This is a genomic window from Alteromonas pelagimontana (assembly GCF_002499975.2).
Taxonomy (GTDB): domain Bacteria; phylum Pseudomonadota; class Gammaproteobacteria; order Enterobacterales; family Alteromonadaceae; genus Alteromonas; species Alteromonas pelagimontana.
The window spans coordinates 675,165-693,852 of record NZ_CP052766.1 but is presented as its reverse complement, the minus strand read 5'-3'; the positions used below and the strand labels follow the sequence as shown (position 1 = coordinate 693,852).

The following is an 18,688-nucleotide window of genomic DNA, read 5'->3' as shown; positions in this document are numbered from 1 at the left end:
GAAAATTTTTATACGCTGCAATAAACTGCACGCTCTGCTCCGCGGGGGCTATCGACAAACAAAAAGCCCGGCTTACTGAAACCGGGCTTTTATTAATGCAGCATCAAAATGATATTAATTTGATTGCTTGGTGGCAGTAATCCATGAATTGATATTATCCTCTAAAACGGAAAGCGGGAGCGGACCGTGTTTCAATACTTCATCGTGAAAGCTTGCATAGGTAAATTTGTCACCTAACTCTTTTTGCGCCTTATCACGTAGTTCGAGGATTTTTAGCTTGCCAATCATATAGGCAGTCGCCTGTCCAGGCATCGCAATATAACGCTCAATGGCCTTTTCAGAGTCATAGGTTGGGTTCGGCGTATTTTTCACCAGATAATCAATGGCTTCTTCTCGAGACCATTTTTTTGCGTGAATGCCAGTGTCTACAACCAGACGGCAGGCGCGCCATAATTCCATGGCAAGTCTACCGAAATCATCATAGGGATCTTTATAGAAGCCCATGTCTTTGGCTAATTCTTCTGCGTAAAGTCCCCAACCTTCAGTGTATGCAGTAGCGCTTAAGTACTTCTGAAACTGCGGAATACCTTCAAGTTCTTGTGCAATGGCGCGCTGCATATGATGGCCAGGAATACCTTCATGATAGGCGAGAGCCGGCAGCTGATACTTTGGCATCGCCTTCATATCGTGAAGATTGGCGTAATACACACCGGGGCGGCTACCGTCCTGAGCAGGGCTTTGGTAAAACGCTTTGCCCGCAGATTGCTCACGAAAAGGCTCAACCCGTTTTACCACAATCGGCGCCTCGGGCATCAAACCAAAGTAATCAGGCAGTGCCGCTCGCATTTCATCAATGACTTGCTTAGCTTTATCAAGATACTGCTGACGACCTTCATCGGTATTAGGAAAATAAAACTGCTCATCGTTTCGCATGAAGTCGAAGAATTCCTGCAACGACCCCTCGAAACCCACCTTATCCTTAATTTTTTCCATTGCCTTGTGAATGCGTTTTACATTATCCAGCCCGATTTGATGAATTTCTTCTGCAGTCAAATCTGTAGTAGTAAACCATGCCAGCCGGTTTTTGTACCATTTATCCCCATCAGGTAAGCGCCAGACGCCATCGCCTTCGGGGGTAAGGGTTTTTTGATGTTCAAATTCAGCTATCAACTCCCGATATGCGGGTTGTACTGAGGTAATCAATGCTGCTTTTGCTTCGCCTAACAGCGTTTGTTTTTCTGAATCTGGAATATCCAGAGCATTCACCTTTTCCTGAAAGTCTTGCCAGATAGATGATGCTTCATCACTGGTGTCAAAGGGAGCACCACTGATGACATTATTAGCAGCTTCAATCATCTGATCGTAAGCCCATGCCGGTGGAAAGACGCCGAGCTCTTCACGAATTTTCATCTGCTCAATAACTTGATCAAACATAGCGTCAACTTTGTCCAAGCGACTGATGTAAGCTTTTGCATCTTCTTTGTTACTGACCCGATGAATGTTGATCAGAAAACTCGGCACCATAGTATGCGCAGCACGAAACTGATCAACGATATAGGTATGATGACGAAATTCGTCATTGGCTAATTCACGCTCAATACCTACTTGATATAGTTGTAAGCTTAACTTTTCGCTGTCAGAGAGTAGAGAAGTATCAAAAGAGTCTAGAAGCTCCAGTCTGTTTTTGGCCAACGCGACACTTTGATCAGCATATTCATCGCTGATGTCATCCCACTCGCCATAATCCCATTTTTTGCCCAAATAGCTCTGGAACAATGGTGAGCGCTTAAGATCTTCTTCAAAAGTTCGTTCAAAAAAAGCGGATAAACGTTCAGATTCGGTCAGGTTTGCTACTTTCGTATCAACTTTAGGGGGAATTTCAGTTGGATGTTGAGTCGATTCAGGCGCCGGCGAGCAAGCCATTAACGCTGTCACTACGACCGTTATTGGCGCTAAGCGAAAAGTAGTTGTTCTCATAGTGTTTCCCTCTTAGTTTGTAAACGTTCCTGACGCTCAAGATCGCATTTTTATTTTTTGCTGTCAGGATATAAACCCGCTAATGCTTTACCCCCGGCGCTGTGTTTTTTCAAATATGCCTGGCGGGTAGCCTGCAGCGCGTTTAATAGCGCTTGATTGTTCCAATCCCGTTGCCCACTACCGTAGCGGCTGGAGAGCAGATCATCAATGAACGGCTGTAGTGGCGCCGACATAGCCCAGGAATCTGGCCGTCTGACTGTCCGGCCCTCAGGATGCATTACGGTTAACCATTGTGCAAGGGTATGCTGTATAAGACCAGGATTTTCCTGGCGTACGGCATCTTCTAACTGACGATATAGCTGAGCTTCATCGGCATTGACGTTGGCTTTATTAAAACGGCTGGAATTCTTGTTTGAAACACTTGCCGGGCCAGCCTGGCGCATACGGTAATGGTAAACGGTGGCGCTCCAGCCGATTATCGTCAGCAGCCACAGGACGATCAAAATCCATGTGGTATATGAGGGGTTAGCCTGGGTGGGTTCAACCGGTGATGACTCTTTTGTCGCTACAGTATCAACAGCCGGTGACGACAACACGGCATTGTCGGCAGGCGTGGGTTGTTGAGCGCTTCCACTGGCCGCTTTCACTTCAATGCTTCGGGCGGGGAGCGTAGCGTATTCGGTTTTGCCGGTAAGCACATTAAACCAGGGTACAGTTATGTCCGGCAACACGAAGTTTCCTGCTTGGGTAGGAATTATGGCAATAGATTCGACTCTCTGTGCAATCAGTAAATTATCTTTATCAACAGTGGCAGTATTAGCCTGATCCGGATAGAGCTTGAAGTTTGGCGGATAATGTTGCGGCAGCTCCGGTAACTGCTCTTCTACGACTCCCATAGCCGTTAATGTAACGGTTCGCGTTACTGGCTCACCGACGATAAAACCTTTATCTTTTTGCCACTCCTCTTCGAGGCTGACAAACTCACTGGGTAGCCAGTGATAAACCAGACCTTGAGGTTGAGGCTTCACGGTGATGCTGATATCTGGTCCGACACGATTTATCGACTGCGTTCGGTTAAAGAAACCGAAACGCTGATTGGTGTTAGGTGCTAATACTTCGCCACTAAAAACGGGGCCTTTAACAATTAATTCGCCCGACTGCTCGGGTACAATAGCAAAATTCCTTTCGATAATTTGATAGCGTTTGCCGTTTACGATGTCAGTATATTGTTTATCTTCGCCTAACTGCCGAATTTGCGCGCTTTTTAGCTCCGGAGCCTGCAGACTGCCTCGTTCAATGTTACTGGCCAGAAACAGTTTTACCGTATAGCGAATTTGTTGTTGTAAATACACTGTACTGGTGTCTACGTCAGTGGTGACATAGTAGTCGCGTACTGGCTGGTCTCCGCTGCCAGATACAGGAATAACATTGACTTCAATAGGAGCGGTTTTCTTACCTTCTATGGTGAATGCCGGAATAGTAAATTTACCTTCAGCACGAGGAAACAGCGTCGTCGTCCAGCTTGTGGTTTGGGTGGTGTCAAAGTTCACAATGGATGTTTGGGAGCTCACCGACGTTCGGCCGACGACAAAGTCTTTGAGCAACGGAGAACTATCGAAAGCGTCCCGATCTGCATCGCCTTCTGCGCGTACAGTAAGACGAATTGCTTCATCAACCATGACAGGATTTTTATCAATTGTGGCTTCAACACGGCTGACATCTGCATAGGCTGCAGCCATAAAAAATAAGCCTGCCAGTAAGATGATAAACTGCTTCATTACCATTCACTCCGATTGGTGGGGGGACGACTGCGACGGCGTTGTTGGGCTTCCAGTTGCATTTTTCGTTTTAACAGAAAAGCGGGATCGTCAGGAATTTTACGCATTAGATTTTCCAACCGCTGTTGTTTTTCTCTTTCTTCATCAGACATTTCGGCCGGCTGCGCTGTCATGCTCTGCGCATCTTTTTCTCCCTGCTTATCTTCTTCGGTTTGGCCAGTAGTCGGTTGTTGTTCTGCGTTACCGTCTTCTTCCTTTGAATTGGACGAATCGTCTTGCTTTTGGCCCTGCTGCTCCGCATCACTATCAGAGGGTTGCTGTTCACCCTGTGACTGTTGCTGGTTATCACTGCCGCTGGACTCGCGCTGATTTTGCTGACTGTTTCCTGAGGAATCCTCTTGCTGGTTCTGCTGCTGATCACCATCGCCGTTTTGAGGCTGAGCGTTATCTTCCGATTGCTGTTCCTGCTGTTGATTTTGCTGCTGTTTTTCCTGTTGCTCTTTTAGCTTTTCTAACAGCGCTTTGTTGGCTTTGGCGTCTGCATGTTCTGGGTTAGCAGCAAGAACGTCGTTATATTTTTCAATAGCCTCGTCCAGTTCTCCTAACTGAGCCAGCGCATTACCCTGGTTATATAGTGCATCTTCAGTATTAAGCTGGGAATAAGCTTGCAGCGCTTCCTCATAATTTCCCGCCTTATAAGCCGCCGCGCCTTTCCACGCGGGATCTTCAAATTCGTCTGCTGCGTCACTATAAGCCTGTTGGTTAAAAGCGGCGAGACCTTGTTGATCTGCGTTTAGAAATGGTCGTTGCCACCACCGCGTCGGATTGACCTGCTCTTGCGGTGGCGTTGCGTCTGCTGCATCCTGCGCCATGACGGGTGGCGTCATGGGTGGGAACAATAGCGTAGCTGCTAAAACTATAACAATGCCTCGCCGAAACGCATACGCAGCAAAAGGCAGTAGCAGCAACAAGAGGTAAGGCCCAAGTTCAGCCCACTGATCACCTGTTTCATTTGCCTGTTCATCTGACTGTTCAGACTGATCGCTCAGTAGCGATCGTTGCGTCAGATATTGAACGTCTCGTTCATTAGCACTCATGGTGATAAACTTACCGTTGCCAGCTCTGCTCAAACCTTTCAAACGATCTTCGTTCATTTTGGGAATGACAATGGCACCGGTGGAATCTTTCAGCAACTCTCCGTTTATCTGCTTAATAGGAGCGCCCTCACTGGTTCCCACTCCCAGGATATTTACTGTAAACGGTATATCAGAAATATATTGTCGTAGTTCGGGCACCTGACTCATATCCACGCCGTCTGTGATCCAGTAAATTTCTCCTCGCTGGTAGCCTGTATTACTCAGTAAGTCTGCAGCCGTTTGCAGGCCAAGTAATGGATCGCTGCCTGGTGAGGGCATAATTTCCGGACTTAAAGAGGGAAGTAAAGTGGTGAGCGTGGCCGCATCTGTCGTCAGCGGACTGATAGCAAAAGCGTCGCCTGCATACGCTATCAAGCCAATTTCACCTTCATCCACGGCATTGATGAGATCAATGGCTTTATACTTGGCGCGGGCAAGTCTGTCTGGTGCGACATCTGTGGCACGCATGGAAAGAGACATGTCTATTACTATCACATGTCCGGTTTTTAGCTGGAAAACCGGTTGTGGTAAGCGCTCCCATGTTGGACCTGCTAAAGCGGTCACTGCTGTCGTCCAGCCTAGCGCTAATAGCCAATAGGGTGGCTTGGAGTTTTTGCTGACTTTGCCGGCAACCAGATGGGAATATAAGTGACTCGCTATCACGCTCTGCCAACCTGACTGACGTTGCGACCAGTAACGCAACAGCAAAAAAACCACAACAAGAGGGATTAAAGCAACAAACCACTCTGGCCGCAGAAAATGAAAATCGTGCCAGAGAGCCATCATGATTTTACTCCTGCACGCAGACGAGTCGTAAAGAAACGGCGGCCGACTATATTTAGAAGAAACCATATGGAGGGTAGGGTACTGAAAATTAACGCTCCTGCCAGTGGAATATGAAATAGTGCGGTGAGTGGACGCATTTTCCGGCTTTCTCCTTCAATAGGTTCAAGCTTGTCGAGAGTTTCGTAGATAGTTTCTAACTCACTTGCGTCTCTGGCGCGAAAGTATTTTCCACCGGTCGCATCGGCAATTCCTTTTAGCATCTCCTCGTCCAGCTCCTGAGAAGGATTGACCTGGCGGCTACCAAAAAAGCTCTGAATAAGCATCTTATCTGCGCCCACACCAATGGTGTAAACGGTAGCGCCGCTATTTACTGCTAATTCTTTGGCTTGCTCCGGCGTAATATTACCAGCAGTATTCTGACCGTCGGTAAGAAGAACAACGACTTCATTAGTTTTCTCTTTCTTCGAGAAACGTTTTACCGCCAGTCCCAAAGCATCGCCGATTGCCGTTTGTTCGCCTACTAATCCAATTACCGCTTCGTCCAGCAGTGTGGAAATTGCCTGTCTGTCATAAGTGAGGGGAGCCTGTAAATAAGCGGTGTCAGCAAACAGGATCAGGCCCAGACGGTCGCCAACCCGCCGTTCAATAAAATCATGCAGCACCGATTTTATCATCGTCAAACGGTTAACCTGATGACCGTTGATGTGCATATCATCAATTTTCATACTGCCAGACAAATCCACAGCCAGCATCATTTCTCTACCTTCATTTGGCACACTGATTGGTTCACCCAGCCATTGGGGACGAGCAGCAGCGATTATCAATGAAATCCATGCGAGCCAGGCGATGATAGAAACCCAGCTTCTCCGTCCAACCTTGGTTTGTGAGGAAGTTTGTGAAGGTAGTAACGCAGGCACTTTAAGGGCAACGTCCTGATGTTGCTTAACTGCGGGTAAAAATCTGACAACAACAGGAAGTGGTAACGCAAACAACACCCACCACCAAGCAAACTCAAACATGATTTACCTCTGAGTTAGACATCACATTGCCCGCTCGCTTTTGTTGCAGATTGGCCTTTTTCAACCATTGCAGCACCGCTTTCTGGCAGACCGGAAATTTTTCTGCCGAAGCAGGGGTAGGCTGATACAACATGGATTGCAGCGTATCCAATCCTTTCTCAATGTTGTGTTTAGCTGGTTTTTCAGAAATGCGATTTAATAAAAACTTCTGCCAACGCTGGCCATACAAGCCGCTTACGCTGTCGTTAGAAAAGTAGCTTTGTGCGGTACGTTTCAGTATACCATTCAATTTCGCTGGCCAGTCTTCTTGACGGCTATCAATATGCCGCGCTTCTTCCATCGCATAACGGCGTGCGCGATTGAGCTGGCGACGTTTTTTCCACCATACGACTACATAAACTAATAACGCTAGTATCAAAACCGCAAGCAACCACCATCCCCAGGCCAATGGCCACCAATAAACGTCCTCCGGGACATGCACATCTTTTAACTGCGCCAGCGGATTTTGCGCGGACTCTGGAGGTAACTGAGATTGCATCATCGTTTACGCCCCATCCTTGTGCCAAGTTGTTCGTCCAAAGGCATGCCTGCCGAGATAAATTGATGTTTCACTTTCGCTTGCCTAAAAATTTGTTCGACAGATTCGGTATGTTTCACCCGCCATTGTTGATATGCATGTTGTTGCGCCTGATCCCCAAGCAACCACGTTTGCCGTTGCTGCCCGTCAGTAACATCGACAGGTTGAACCAGCGGTACGTCCGGTAAAGCTTGTTCGAGGGGATCATTAACTACCATAGCCTGAACTTCACAGTGGCGGGAAAGATGATTGATATGCTGCGTGGCTGCGTAACTAACGTGATTAAAATCAGAAATCAAATAGACCAGACTTCCCGGCCGGGCCACACGACGTACTCGGGCACATGCATCGGCAAATCCCTCTATATTAGGTGTAATCCCAACGTTAGACGCTTTTTGAACGGCCAACAGTTCATGACATATTGCCAGCACAGCGGGTTTGCGAGATAACGGTTTACATTCACGGTGTAACTGATCGTTAAACACCAGTGCCCCTACCTTATCGCCGCGTTTTGCAGCAGACCAACTTATGAGTGAAGTTAAGTGCGCTGCCTGTACCGCTTTTAACAGAAGCTGCGTACCGAATTGCATAGAAGCGGTCAGATCGCAAAGTATGAATACTGGCCGTTCCCTTTCTTCACGATAAATTTTTGTGTGGGTTTTACCGGTACGCGCGGTTACCCGCCAGTCAATTGCACGAATGTCGTCGCCAGCTTGATAGTGGCGGGCCTCATCAAACTCCATCCCGCGGCCTTTCTGCTTGGCTAGATAGGCGCCGGACAATTGTGCCTGTGGGGCCGATTTTGGCGCAAGATTTACCAAAGAGGTTAATTGCTGATAGCGCAGCAGCTCCTGTACACTAAGTTCAACGCCATTGGTGTGAAGTTCGTTCAGCCACTGTGATGTAGTATTCTTTGTCACTTACGGTACCGCTACCTTACTTACGATATTATCCAGCACTTTATTAACATCTGTGCCTTCAGCTTCTGCCTGATAAGACAAGATGATCCGATGACGAAGCACATTGTGTACAACCGCCTGAATGTCATCCGGCCCGACAAAATCTCTTCCGGCGAGCCAGGCGTGGGCGCGGGCACAGCGGTCCAGGGAAATGGTGGCTCTTGGGCTGGCTCCAAAATCAATCCAGCTTGCCATTGCTGAGTCGAAGCGCTCCGGCGCGCGTGTAGCCATCACAAGTTGCACCAGATACTCTTCCAACTCCGGCGCCATATGTAAAGCAAGTGCTTCCTGTCTGGCTGCAAAGATATCTTTCTGAGATAAAGTAGGAGGAGTGTGGGGTGCCACTTTACGTTCTTCATTTCTGGTCAAACGCAAAATGTTGAGTTCGGTTTCCGCTTCTGGATAACCAATTTCAACGTGCATAAGAAAACGATCAAGCTGAGCCTCGGGCAGCGGATAAGTCCCTTCTTGCTCCAGCGGATTCTGTGTTGCCATTACCAGAAAAAGTGGTGGTAACGGATACGTTTTATTTCCTACCGTTATCTGACGTTCAGCCATAGCTTCCAGTAGCGCCGACTGCACCTTGGCTGGCGCACGATTAATTTCATCAGCTAACACTAAATTATGAAAAAGCGGCCCTTGCTGAAAAACAAATTCTCCAGTTTCGGGGCGATAGATGTCGGTGCCAGTAAGATCGGCGGGCAATAAATCCGGGGTGAACTGAACGCGGTGGAAATCACCGGCTATCCCATTCGCCAACGCATTAATCGCGCGGGTTTTTGCTAAACCAGGAGGCCCTTCCACTAACAAATGACCATCTGCCAGAAGTGCTATTAACAAACTTTTCGTCAGTTGAGATTGACCAATGATTTGGGAATCCAGATACGCGTGTAGTTGCCGAAACTGCTCTGCTGCCATAGCGATGTTTATCCAATTATTGTTCGTAAGGCGAAGTCGCCGCCATCAGTGATTGCGTAAGACTACTATTTTTTTGAAAGGTTCCCAGTAGCGCGTAGTGAAACAATAGGCACTTGTCTTATTGAACTCTCTGGTCGCTGGGGAGTAAAAACCTTAGCTCTCTGTTTTACCAAAATGTTGCTGCAGAGCGAAAGATTGGGTGTGTAAATAAATGTTTCAACCATTAGCAGAAAAGAATTATCAGTTTGATAGGAGTTTCTGTTAACAGAACGCGCAGGTTCGGCTGGTTTTTCTATACTCTTTTTGTAAATAAGACGCTTTTCCCCCGTTAGCTGCCAGCAGGGGTTTGCTATTTCGTTCAATGTTTGTAAAAATCTACACTAATTACAGGTCAGACCACTAATTTTTTGTGGCAATTAATCAGGTGCAAAATGGTCAAAAAACAATCCGTATCTACACGTTCTGGTGATCGCATTGCCATTGTCGCAGGGCTGCGAACTCCCTTTGCAAAAATGGCGACACATTTTCATGGCGTGCCTGCTGTAGATTTAGGCAAGATGGTAGTAAACGAACTGATGATTCGTCACGGCGTTTCGCCCGAATGGGTTGAGCAGGTTGTGTATGGTCAGGTTGTGCAAATGCCTGAGGCGCCAAATATTGCTCGAGAAGTCGTATTAGGTACCGGTATGAGTGTGCACACTGATGCGTATAGCGTCTCGCGAGCATGTGCTACCAGTTTCCAGTCTACTGTTAATATTGCCGAGAGTATGATGGCAGGGAATATTGAAGTAGGTATAGCCGGTGGTGCTGATTCTGCTTCGGTATCGCCAATTGGCGTATCAAAAAAGCTGGCAAGAGCGTTAGTTGATTTACAGAAGACAAAAACGCTCAGTCAAAAGTGGCAAGTGCTTAAGAAACTTAAACCCAAAGATTTATTGCCTGTGCCGCCCGCGGTTGCCGAATATTCCACGGGGATTTCGATGGGGCAGACCGCTGAGCAGATGGCAAAAACCCATAATATTTCTCGCCAGGATCAGGATAAGCTCGCGCACCGTTCTCATACGCTGGCTGCGCAAAGTTGGGAATCGGGAAAGCTTGACAATGAAGTCATGACTGCCTATCCCGAACCTTACACCCACTCAATGCATCGTGATAACAACGTGCGTTTTGATTCAAAACTGGAAAGCTACGCGAAGTTGCGCCCAGTGTTTGATAAAAAGTACGGCTCGGTTACCGCTGCCAATGCGACTCCATTGACTGACGGCGCTTCCGCCGTATTAATGATGACAGAAAGCCGTGCTAAAGCTCTGGGTTATACTCCGCTGGGCTATATAAGAAGCTATGCGTTTTCCGCTATTGATGTGTGGGAAGATATGTTGATGGGGCCTTCTTACGCCACACCTATGGCATTAGATAGAGCGGGAATGGCATTGCAGGATTTAACCTTAATTGAAATGCACGAAGCCTTTGCAGCGCAAACACTGGCGAACATCAAAATGTTTGCCAGTGAGAAATTTGCCCGTGAGAAACTAGGGCGGGATAAAGCAACGGGTGAAATTGATATGGACAAATTCAACGTAATGGGAAGCTCTATCGCTTACGGCCATCCTTTTGCGGCAACGGGAACACGAATGATTACCCAGATGCTGAACGAACTACAGCGCCGTGGTGGAGGAACCGGATTAGTAACCGCTTGCGCGGCTGGAGGTTTAGGTGCAGCAATGATTGTGGAGAGTGAATAACATGACGCAGGATCACAATACTCAAGTAAATAGCGCTAACGCGACTCCGCAAAATGGCGCCTTTACTCTGACAAAGCAGGATAGTGGCATTGCTGTTCTGACTATGGATGTACCCGGCGAATCGATGAATACGCTAAAGGCTGCATTTAAAGAAGAAATTACGGCAATGCTGGATGACATTGAGGCTGATTCTTCAATTAAAGGCGTTATTCTTACCAGCGGTAAGCCATCTTCGTTTGTTGCGGGCGCCGATATATCCATGCTTTCCAACTGCCAGACTGAGGAAGATGCACGAGCGTTGGCTGCGGGGGGCCAAGCGGTATTTGACCGAATCGAAAAAATGCGTGCTACGTTTGTGGCTGCTATTCATGGAGCGGCTCTTGGTGGCGGATTAGAGTTGGCGTTAGCCTGTCATTATCGCGTATGTACCGATTCTTCGAAAACGCAATTAGGATTGCCGGAAGTCCAACTTGGTCTGTTGCCAGGCAGTGGAGGAACTCAGCGTTTGCCTCGGCTCATTGGGATTCAGCAGGCAATGAAAATGATGCTTACCGGTGCTCCTGCTCGCCCGAAACAGGCAAAAAAGTACGGTATAGTCGATGATGTCGTGCCGCAAAGCGTATTAATGGATGTGGCTGCGCAATATGCGCTTAAAGACAAGCCTTCTCGTCAGAACCCGCAGAAAGGGATGCTTAATAAGGCATTGGAGCAAACCAGCTTTGGCCGCAATTTTCTGTTTAAAAAAGCGCGAGAACAAACTTTTTCTAAGACCAGGGGGAATTATCCAGCGCCTCCACAAATCATTAATGTTATTGAAACAGGAATGAATGAAGGTATGCGAGCGGGTCTTGCTGCTGAAGCGGATGCCTTTGGTAAACTTGTCATGACTGCTGAATCATTTCAGCTACGCCAAATCTTCTTTGCTACCACAGAAATGAAAAAAGAAGAGGGTGTTGCAGGTGTGAGTCCTGCCAAAGTGAAAAAGGTGGGAGTGCTTGGTGGTGGTTTAATGGGTGGTGGTATTGCCTATGTCACAGCGACGAAAGCGGGCGCGCCTGTGCGTATAAAAGATGTGCGACCCGAAGGAATAGCCAATGCAATGAAATACAGCTACGACCTGTTGAATAAAAAGGTCAAGCGTCGTTTTATTTCCAAAAATGAAATGCAAAAAGATATGTCTATGCTTACCGGCACTCTTGATTATCGCGGTATGGAAGACACCGAGATGGTAATTGAAGCGGTTTTCGAAGATGTCGAGCTGAAGCAACAAATGGTGGCGGATGTTGAGAGTCACTGTAAAGAAACCACGATTTTTGCTTCTAATACTTCATCCATTCCTATCACACAGATAGCGGCTAAGGCGATACGACCAGGTAATGTTATTGGTCTGCATTATTTTTCTCCTGTAGATAAAATGCCTTTGGCAGAAGTGATTGCTCACGACGCAACGTCTGATGACACAATTTCTACAACTGTGGAATTTGCTCGCAGGCAGGGAAAGACTCCAATTGTGGTAAAAGATGGCGCGGGCTTCTATGTAAATCGCATTCTTGCACCTTATATGAATGAAGCTGCTTCACTCGTATTGGCTGGTGAGCCAATTGATCATATCGATAAATCGTTAGTGAAATTTGGCTTTCCCATCGGACCAATAAAACTTTTGGATGAAGTGGGAATCGACGTAGGTACCAAAATTATTCCGATTCTTGTTGCTGAGTTTGGCGAGCGTTTTACAGCCCCTGGCGCATTTGAAAAAGTATTAGCCGACGATCGTAAGGGGAAGAAGAATAAAAAAGGCTTTTATTCTTACGAGGGGAAAAAGCCAGGTAAAGAGGTCGACGAATCAATTTATTCTTTATTAGGCGTTTCTCCCATTGCGAGTAAAAGTGAAAAAACAATTGCGGAGCGGTGCGTGCTGTTGATGCTTAATGAAGCGGCACGTTGTCTTGACGAAGGTGTTATCCGTAATGCCCGCGATGGTGATATAGGTGCAATTTTTGGAATCGGCTTTCCACCATTTTTAGGAGGTCCCTTCAGGTACATGGATACTTTAGGAATTAAAAACGTTGTAGAGCGTTTATTGCACTATGAGCAGAACGGCAGCAGGAATTTTTCGCCAGCAGAAGTTTTGGTCACTATGGCCGAAAACGAGCAAACGTTTTATTAGCTGTCGATCTTAACTAAGAAGACGCCATTCATTGCCTCAGTGCCAGTCAGTTAATTGACTGGCATTTTTCTTTATGGGGCATTGATTTGACTTTTCCTTCAAAAGAGGAGAGTGGCCTTCATTAATCATTCAATCCAGCCAGCTCGATATTCCCAGTAAAAACCCTAACGCTTTCGAAGAACATTAATTCTACGGAGTGGTAATTAAGTTCCATGCTGACGTCAAAATATTGACTCTGCACGAGAAAATAAAAGAAGCTGGCCAGTTGCAGCGATTTTTATTTCACTGAGTTTAGCCAGTAGGTAATAAAAGTGACGCAGTCGCTGGTTGATGATTAGGTCGCCGCTATTCTTATACAGGCTGTTTTCTGGCAAACAGCGTAACCACAAGACTCAAGAGAAACGTCCTAAGGGTCGCTGAAAGCCTCTTATTTAGCCTGGTCTACATGAAAATGAGCCCCACGACGCCTTGAGCTTTGCGCTTACTAAAGACCCTTGTTCTCGCGTATCAACTGGCTTTGAAAGCAGCTTGAATAATCATGATAGTGGAGGCAAGGCTAGACTGGTTAACAACGGCAGTTTTTCGCGGCTGTATTCACTTATAAATGAATGTTATGGAGAGGGATTAAAATATTGCATTGAACTGCAGCGAGGAAACAGGAACGAACGGCTGAAAGCGGATTTAATGGTGAAGGTGATATTATTATCTTTAACACACATAAACTATTATATATATTGATAAAAAAGAGAGGCGAACCTCTCTTTTTTCTAGAATTTTTTCATCTTAAAGATGAATACCGCACTTGCAACCACCGTAAATACCGCCGCTTGGCTTAATTGCTTGTGGCTGAGTCGCTGCTTCTTTTTGTGTTGCTGGTGCTTTAACACCATCTTGAGTATCAGCAACAACTGGAGTGGCTGTAGATAGAACTAGTGCAACTGCGTATGCTTTCAACATCGTTTCTTCCTCTGAGATTAAATTGAACAAACAGCCGGCTATTATTTTTTGTTGCCGGTACAGAGGAATTAGCGATTAGTGTGCCATAATTTATTTATTCATAAATTTCAGTAAGTTATAGTTGGTTTTCTATAAAGCGTCAAAAATCCGTTATAGGGAATGTTGGCCAATTAAATGATGTAACTTCTGATTTTCCCGCAGTAATTTTTCGAACCGTTCGGCATTTAAGGGTTTACTGTACAGGTACCCCTGCAGCATTTCACATTCATAACGCCTAAGGATGGTAAGCTGCTTTTCATGCTCTACACCCTCAGCGACTACCTTGAGCCCCAGGTTGTGAGCAATATTAATGATAGCGGCAGTCATATGACGGTCTACGCTGCTTTCTGCAATATCGTCAATGAAAGCTTTATCAATCTTCAATGTGTTTAAAGGGAAGCGCTTTAAGTAAGCAAGGGAGGAATAGCCGGTACCAAAATCGTCAAGCGCTAAATGAATACCGCGCTCCCGCAAGCGCTCCATCATTCGTAACCCTTGCTCAGGGTTTTCCATAAGAGTGCCTTCCGTAATTTCACACTCCAGGTGTAACGGCGATAAACCCACTTCGTTCAGTACCTTGTCAATGCGATCGTCTAAATCCGGTAGCTCAAATTGTTTTACAGAGATATTTACCGCCACTCGGCCACTGAATATACCTTCGTTTACCCATCGCTTAGTATCTGCACAGGCTTTTCGCAACACCTGTTCGCCAATTTCAATAATTTGGCCGGTTTGTTCTGCCAAAGGTATGAACTGCCCTGGGCTGACAATCCCTTTATGAGGGTGCTCAAAGCGTACCAACGCTTCCATGCTGACTAATTTGCCCGAGGCTATGTCTACCTTAGGTTGATAGTAAACCGTAAATAAATCGTCTTTAATACCTTGTCGGATCAGGTTTTCAATTTGCAACTGGCGCACTGCGTTTTGATTCATTTCACCACTAAAAAATTTATAGCTATTGCCGCCGTTATTTTTGGCAAAATACATAGCAGTGTCAGCATTTTTCAGCATTTCCTGAGGCGTTGTACCATCATCAGGATAAAACGCTATACCAATGCTGGCTCCAAGAACGAATTCCTGTTTATTAATAATAAATGGCCTTGAAAGGGTATCTAATACGTTTTGCGCGTAGTGCGTAATGGTGTGAATATCGGAATGATCTTCCATCAACACGCTGAACTCATCACCGCCTAAGCGGTAACAGGTAGCATCATTGCCTGTAATGCGCTGCAATCGCTTAGCAATTTGTTTAATTAGTACATCGCCTGTCTGATGTCCAAGAGAATCGTTAATCTTCTTAAAATTATCCATGTCTAGGCAGAGCAGGGCGTGAGGCTCAGATTTACGTACCAGATTCTGATGACTAGCCTGGAAAAAAGACCGATTGGGCAGGTCCGTTAGCGGATCGGTATTAGCGAGCTTCAATAGCTCTTTTTCGGTGCCTTTACGAGCAGTGATATCAGAAAATACTCCTACAAAATGGCTGATGCGTCCGTCCTCATCATGCACTGCATCAATATTCAGTTCCATTTCGTATCGTTCACCATTTACCCGTACCGATTCAACCTCGCCAAACCAGTTGCCTCTGGTGCGGAGCGTCTTTTTAATTTCTTCGGTAAACGCATCAGGATACTGATGGAAGTACATGTAGGTTGCTAAAGCTTGATCTCGAGTTTCGCCGGTATAGTTACAGTAGGCGTTATTAACAGAGATAAACTTGAAGTTGGTATTCGTTATAAATACCCCTTCGGAAATTGTTTCGATAGAGCGTTTGAACAGGTTGAGCTGTTCCTCTGCTTCTTTTAAGTGATGAATATCTTTTAGCGTTCCTGTCATTCGAACGGGTTGGTTATTATGATCCCGTGTGACCACTTTTCCCCGATCTAAAATCCAAATCCATTTATTATTGAAGGTTTTGGCGCGGTAGGCGAGTTCATAGTATTCCGTACGCTCTTCCAGGTGTGCTTTTAGCGCTTCCTGGACACGAAGAATATCATTCGGATGGATATTAGCATCATAGGCACTGGTGGTGCGGATGTTGTCTTGGGGAAAGTCGAGAGTTCCCCAGGTATTCGAACGGTAAACCTGACTGCGATACACATCCCAGTCCCAAAGCTCATCGCCACTACTCCACAAGGTCAGCTTCAGACGCTCTTCCGATTCTCTGATTGCAGTCTGATTGTATTTTCGTATCTGATACTGGCGTACAAGAAGAAGAAGTACTCCCGCCAAAATAAGAGTGTAAAATATCAACGCACTGCTATGTAGCCAAGGAGGACGGCCAATTTCAATGGGTATTTGTTTACTGTTGGACCACTCTTTACCGTCTTCCTTTGCCTGGACTTCAAAAGTGTACTTTCCGAAGGGGAGGTTATTATATTGTGCGGTATTCACATTTTGGGCACTAAACCACTCTTTATCATAGCCTTGCATTCTGTAACGATAATCTACAGCGCTAGGAATTAAAGGATTGATTAAGCTATAGGAAATGCTGAAGCGGGACTGGTCGTGATTAAGCGAAATCTTATCATTAAATGCGATGGCGAAGCTTTGGGGTATATTTTCATCATCACTGTTCGCTGTTACGCCAAATATTTTAAAGTCTATTAATTCCGGAGCGCGGGTTTTTTGTGTTTCAACTCTTTGCTCTATTGCATCTTTAGTGAGTATGTTAAAGCCTTCATTACCGCCGAAAACTAAGGCTCCGGTAGAGGTTTTTACGACAGCGCTTTCATTAAGTACATTGAAATTCAGCTGAGGGGATGTTAAAGATTCTGTTACTGCTAAACTTGCGAGATCTACTCTGTGAAGCCCAAGGTGGTTGGCGTACCAGATAGAATCATCCAAGCCAATAGAGGAAAAAATCATTCCTCCTTCTACAGCACTGGCCTGGCTTCGACGAAGTTCTAATGTTTTTGCATCGATTTGTAGCACGCCGTTAGAACGCGTAGTTACCCAGTAAAAATTACTCCATTCGTAAACCTGCAACGGGCGAGACCGAACGCCATCCTCAACATCAATTACCTTTACAATTTTTTCTTTTGCATAGCTGTAAATAAAAATGCCGTCTTCGCCAGATAACCATAGTCTTTTTTCCGAGTCCCAATACATAGGCACCAGATCATTTGTTTCAATTTTTAGGTCAATATTTTCTATTAGTTGGTCAGGCGATGTTCCCTGAAGGTAAAGCGTTAGTAAGGCAGTGTCTACCGCAACTAACTTTTGGTGAGCTAGGTTAAGCCAGATACGCCCCTCATTATAAAAAAAGGTATCAATGAAGGTACCTTCAAATAAGGTAGCCAATTTGACCATTTTTCCCTCTTCGAAAGAATATACCTCTAAACCGTTTGAGGTTGCTACCCAAAAGTGAGAAAACTCATCAATAGCCAAATCCCAGAATGTTTCTGACGATTCGGATAAAAAATAATTAATTTTTCCTGTTTCTAAATCGAATTTCCCAATCCCTTCATTTTGCGTCACAAACCATAAAAAGCCGTTATTGTCTTCAGCAAGCCCCCAGACGGTATTACCATCTTGCTTCTTCTGAAACTCCCTTTTGTTTCGAAATAGTTTTATAGTATTTACTTCAGGATGATAACGGAAAAGGCCGCCGTACGTACCAACCCATACTCCTTCAGTGGAATCTTCAAATATTTGTAAAATATTTTTCTCTGTCAAACCTGTAAGAACGCTACTCTCGGGGCCAAGAGTAACAAACCGGCCAGACTGCAAATCAAATATTGATAAACCTTTTTGGGTGCCTAACCAAACGGCGTTATCAACTTCTGTTATAGAAAATATTTGGTCAGAGGACAATTCGGGATAAATTTTCTGGTTAATTAGACCAGAAATTTCACCTGAATTAGTTAAGCGGAATATTCCTTTTTCTGTCGATACCCAGTATTCCCCTTCAATAATTTGTAAGTCAAAGATATTGGTAGAAGGAATACTCATTCCCCAAGGGTTCACTTTTTGAGTGGTGTAAAGGCGCTTGTCGCTTTTGTTAAATATATACATTCCATTTTGGTATGTTCCTATCCAAATCCGAGAAGGTTCATCACGTAAAACGGTAATATCAGAAGAAAAAGTTAGCTTTGAGCTTAAAATGCTGACGGTATCTTTTTCCAGATCAAGAAAGTGTAAAGACTGCCCGTTACCAATGAGAAGATTACCGTCGGAACTTTCGCCGATAAAGGAGATATTGTTAGACTGAAGACCAGAGTTACTCTTGTTAAAGACTATAAAGTTATCATTTTCAGGAACGTACTTGGCTAGACCATTAAAGGTGCCTATCCACAGCGTGCCATGACTATCGACAAAAAGCTTGCGAATAAAGCCAGACGGGATAGAATGCGGGTCCACATCAGAGGGATGATACTGTTTGAATTCGGAACCGGAATAGCGGTTTAGCCCATTTAGCGTCGCAACCCAAATATAGCCGCGGTTACCTTCAGCAATATCCAGAACTGTACTGTCAGATAAACCGTCTCTTTGATTTAGTTCAGAAAAATGTATATCCGTAATGGAAACGGCAACACTGTCTGAACAGAATAATATTCCGCACAGAATTAACGTACATAATACTGAACGAGCTATGGATGAGCGCACCAATACACCTTCGGCTTTTTAGCCT

The 18,688-nt window shown here is 45.5% G+C and carries 11 protein-coding genes; 2 read left to right on the top strand and 9 right to left on the bottom strand.

The window, feature by feature from the left end; translation table 11 throughout:
• Positions 1-114 precede the first annotated feature (114 nt).
• The 7 genes from CA267_RS03260 to CA267_RS03230 are packed head-to-tail and all read right to left on the bottom strand — an operon-like array spanning position 115 to position 9,150.
• Positions 115-1,977, bottom strand: coding sequence for a DUF885 domain-containing protein (locus CA267_RS03260; RefSeq protein ID WP_075608812.1), 1,863 nt, complete (start codon positions 1,975-1,977; stop codon positions 115-117).
• A gap of 50 nt (positions 1,978-2,027) precedes the next feature.
• Positions 2,028-3,755, bottom strand: coding sequence for a BatD family protein (locus CA267_RS03255; protein ID WP_232367593.1), 1,728 nt, complete (start codon positions 3,753-3,755; stop codon positions 2,028-2,030).
• Positions 3,755-5,677, bottom strand: a complete 1,923-nt coding sequence (locus CA267_RS03250; RefSeq protein WP_075608814.1) for a vWA domain-containing protein — start codon at positions 5,675-5,677, stop codon at positions 3,755-3,757. Before CA267_RS03250 ends, CA267_RS03255 begins: the two co-directional genes overlap by 1 nt.
• Positions 5,674-6,696, bottom strand: coding sequence for a vWA domain-containing protein (locus CA267_RS03245; protein WP_075608815.1), 1,023 nt, complete (start codon positions 6,694-6,696; stop codon positions 5,674-5,676). Before CA267_RS03245 ends, CA267_RS03250 begins: the two co-directional genes overlap by 4 nt.
• Positions 6,689-7,237, bottom strand: a complete 549-nt coding sequence (locus tag CA267_RS03240; RefSeq protein ID WP_083638365.1) for a DUF4381 domain-containing protein — start codon at positions 7,235-7,237, stop codon at positions 6,689-6,691. Before CA267_RS03240 ends, CA267_RS03245 begins: the two co-directional genes overlap by 8 nt.
• Positions 7,234-8,193 (bottom strand): DUF58 domain-containing protein, encoded by a 960-nt coding sequence (locus CA267_RS03235; protein ID WP_075608816.1) that lies wholly within the window; start codon positions 8,191-8,193, stop codon positions 7,234-7,236. The genes CA267_RS03240 and CA267_RS03235 overlap by 4 nt, the downstream gene beginning before the upstream one ends.
• On the bottom strand, positions 8,194-9,150 hold the full coding sequence (locus tag CA267_RS03230; protein ID WP_075608817.1) for an AAA family ATPase: 957 nt from the start codon (positions 9,148-9,150) through the stop codon (positions 8,194-8,196).
• 431 nt (positions 9,151-9,581) lie between these two features.
• Here CA267_RS03230 and fadI point away from each other — a divergent pair, with 431 nt between their 5' ends.
• Both fadI and fadJ read left to right on the top strand, forming a co-directional pair.
• Positions 9,582-10,892: an acetyl-CoA C-acyltransferase FadI gene (gene fadI, locus CA267_RS03225; protein ID WP_075608818.1), complete on the top strand. Its 1,311-nt coding sequence runs from the start codon at positions 9,582-9,584 to the stop codon at positions 10,890-10,892.
• Between the two features lies 1 nt (position 10,893).
• A complete protein-coding gene (gene fadJ, locus CA267_RS03220; RefSeq protein WP_075608819.1) occupies positions 10,894-13,059 on the top strand; it encodes a fatty acid oxidation complex subunit alpha FadJ in 2,166 nt (721 codons plus the stop codon).
• 783 nt (positions 13,060-13,842) lie between these two features.
• Here fadJ and CA267_RS03215 read toward each other — a convergent pair.
• Both CA267_RS03215 and CA267_RS03210 read right to left on the bottom strand, forming a co-directional pair.
• The gene (locus CA267_RS03215; RefSeq protein ID WP_170669012.1) at positions 13,843-14,016 is read right to left on the bottom strand and encodes a hypothetical protein; all 174 of its coding nucleotides are present in this window, start codon (positions 14,014-14,016) and stop codon (positions 13,843-13,845) included.
• Positions 14,017-14,166: 150 nt separating this feature from the next.
• Positions 14,167-18,663 carry an EAL domain-containing protein gene (locus CA267_RS03210; protein WP_075608820.1) on the bottom strand — a complete coding sequence of 1,499 codons (4,497 nt, stop codon included), beginning with the start codon at positions 18,661-18,663 and terminating at the stop codon, positions 14,167-14,169.
• Between the last annotated feature and the right edge of the window lie 25 nt (positions 18,664-18,688).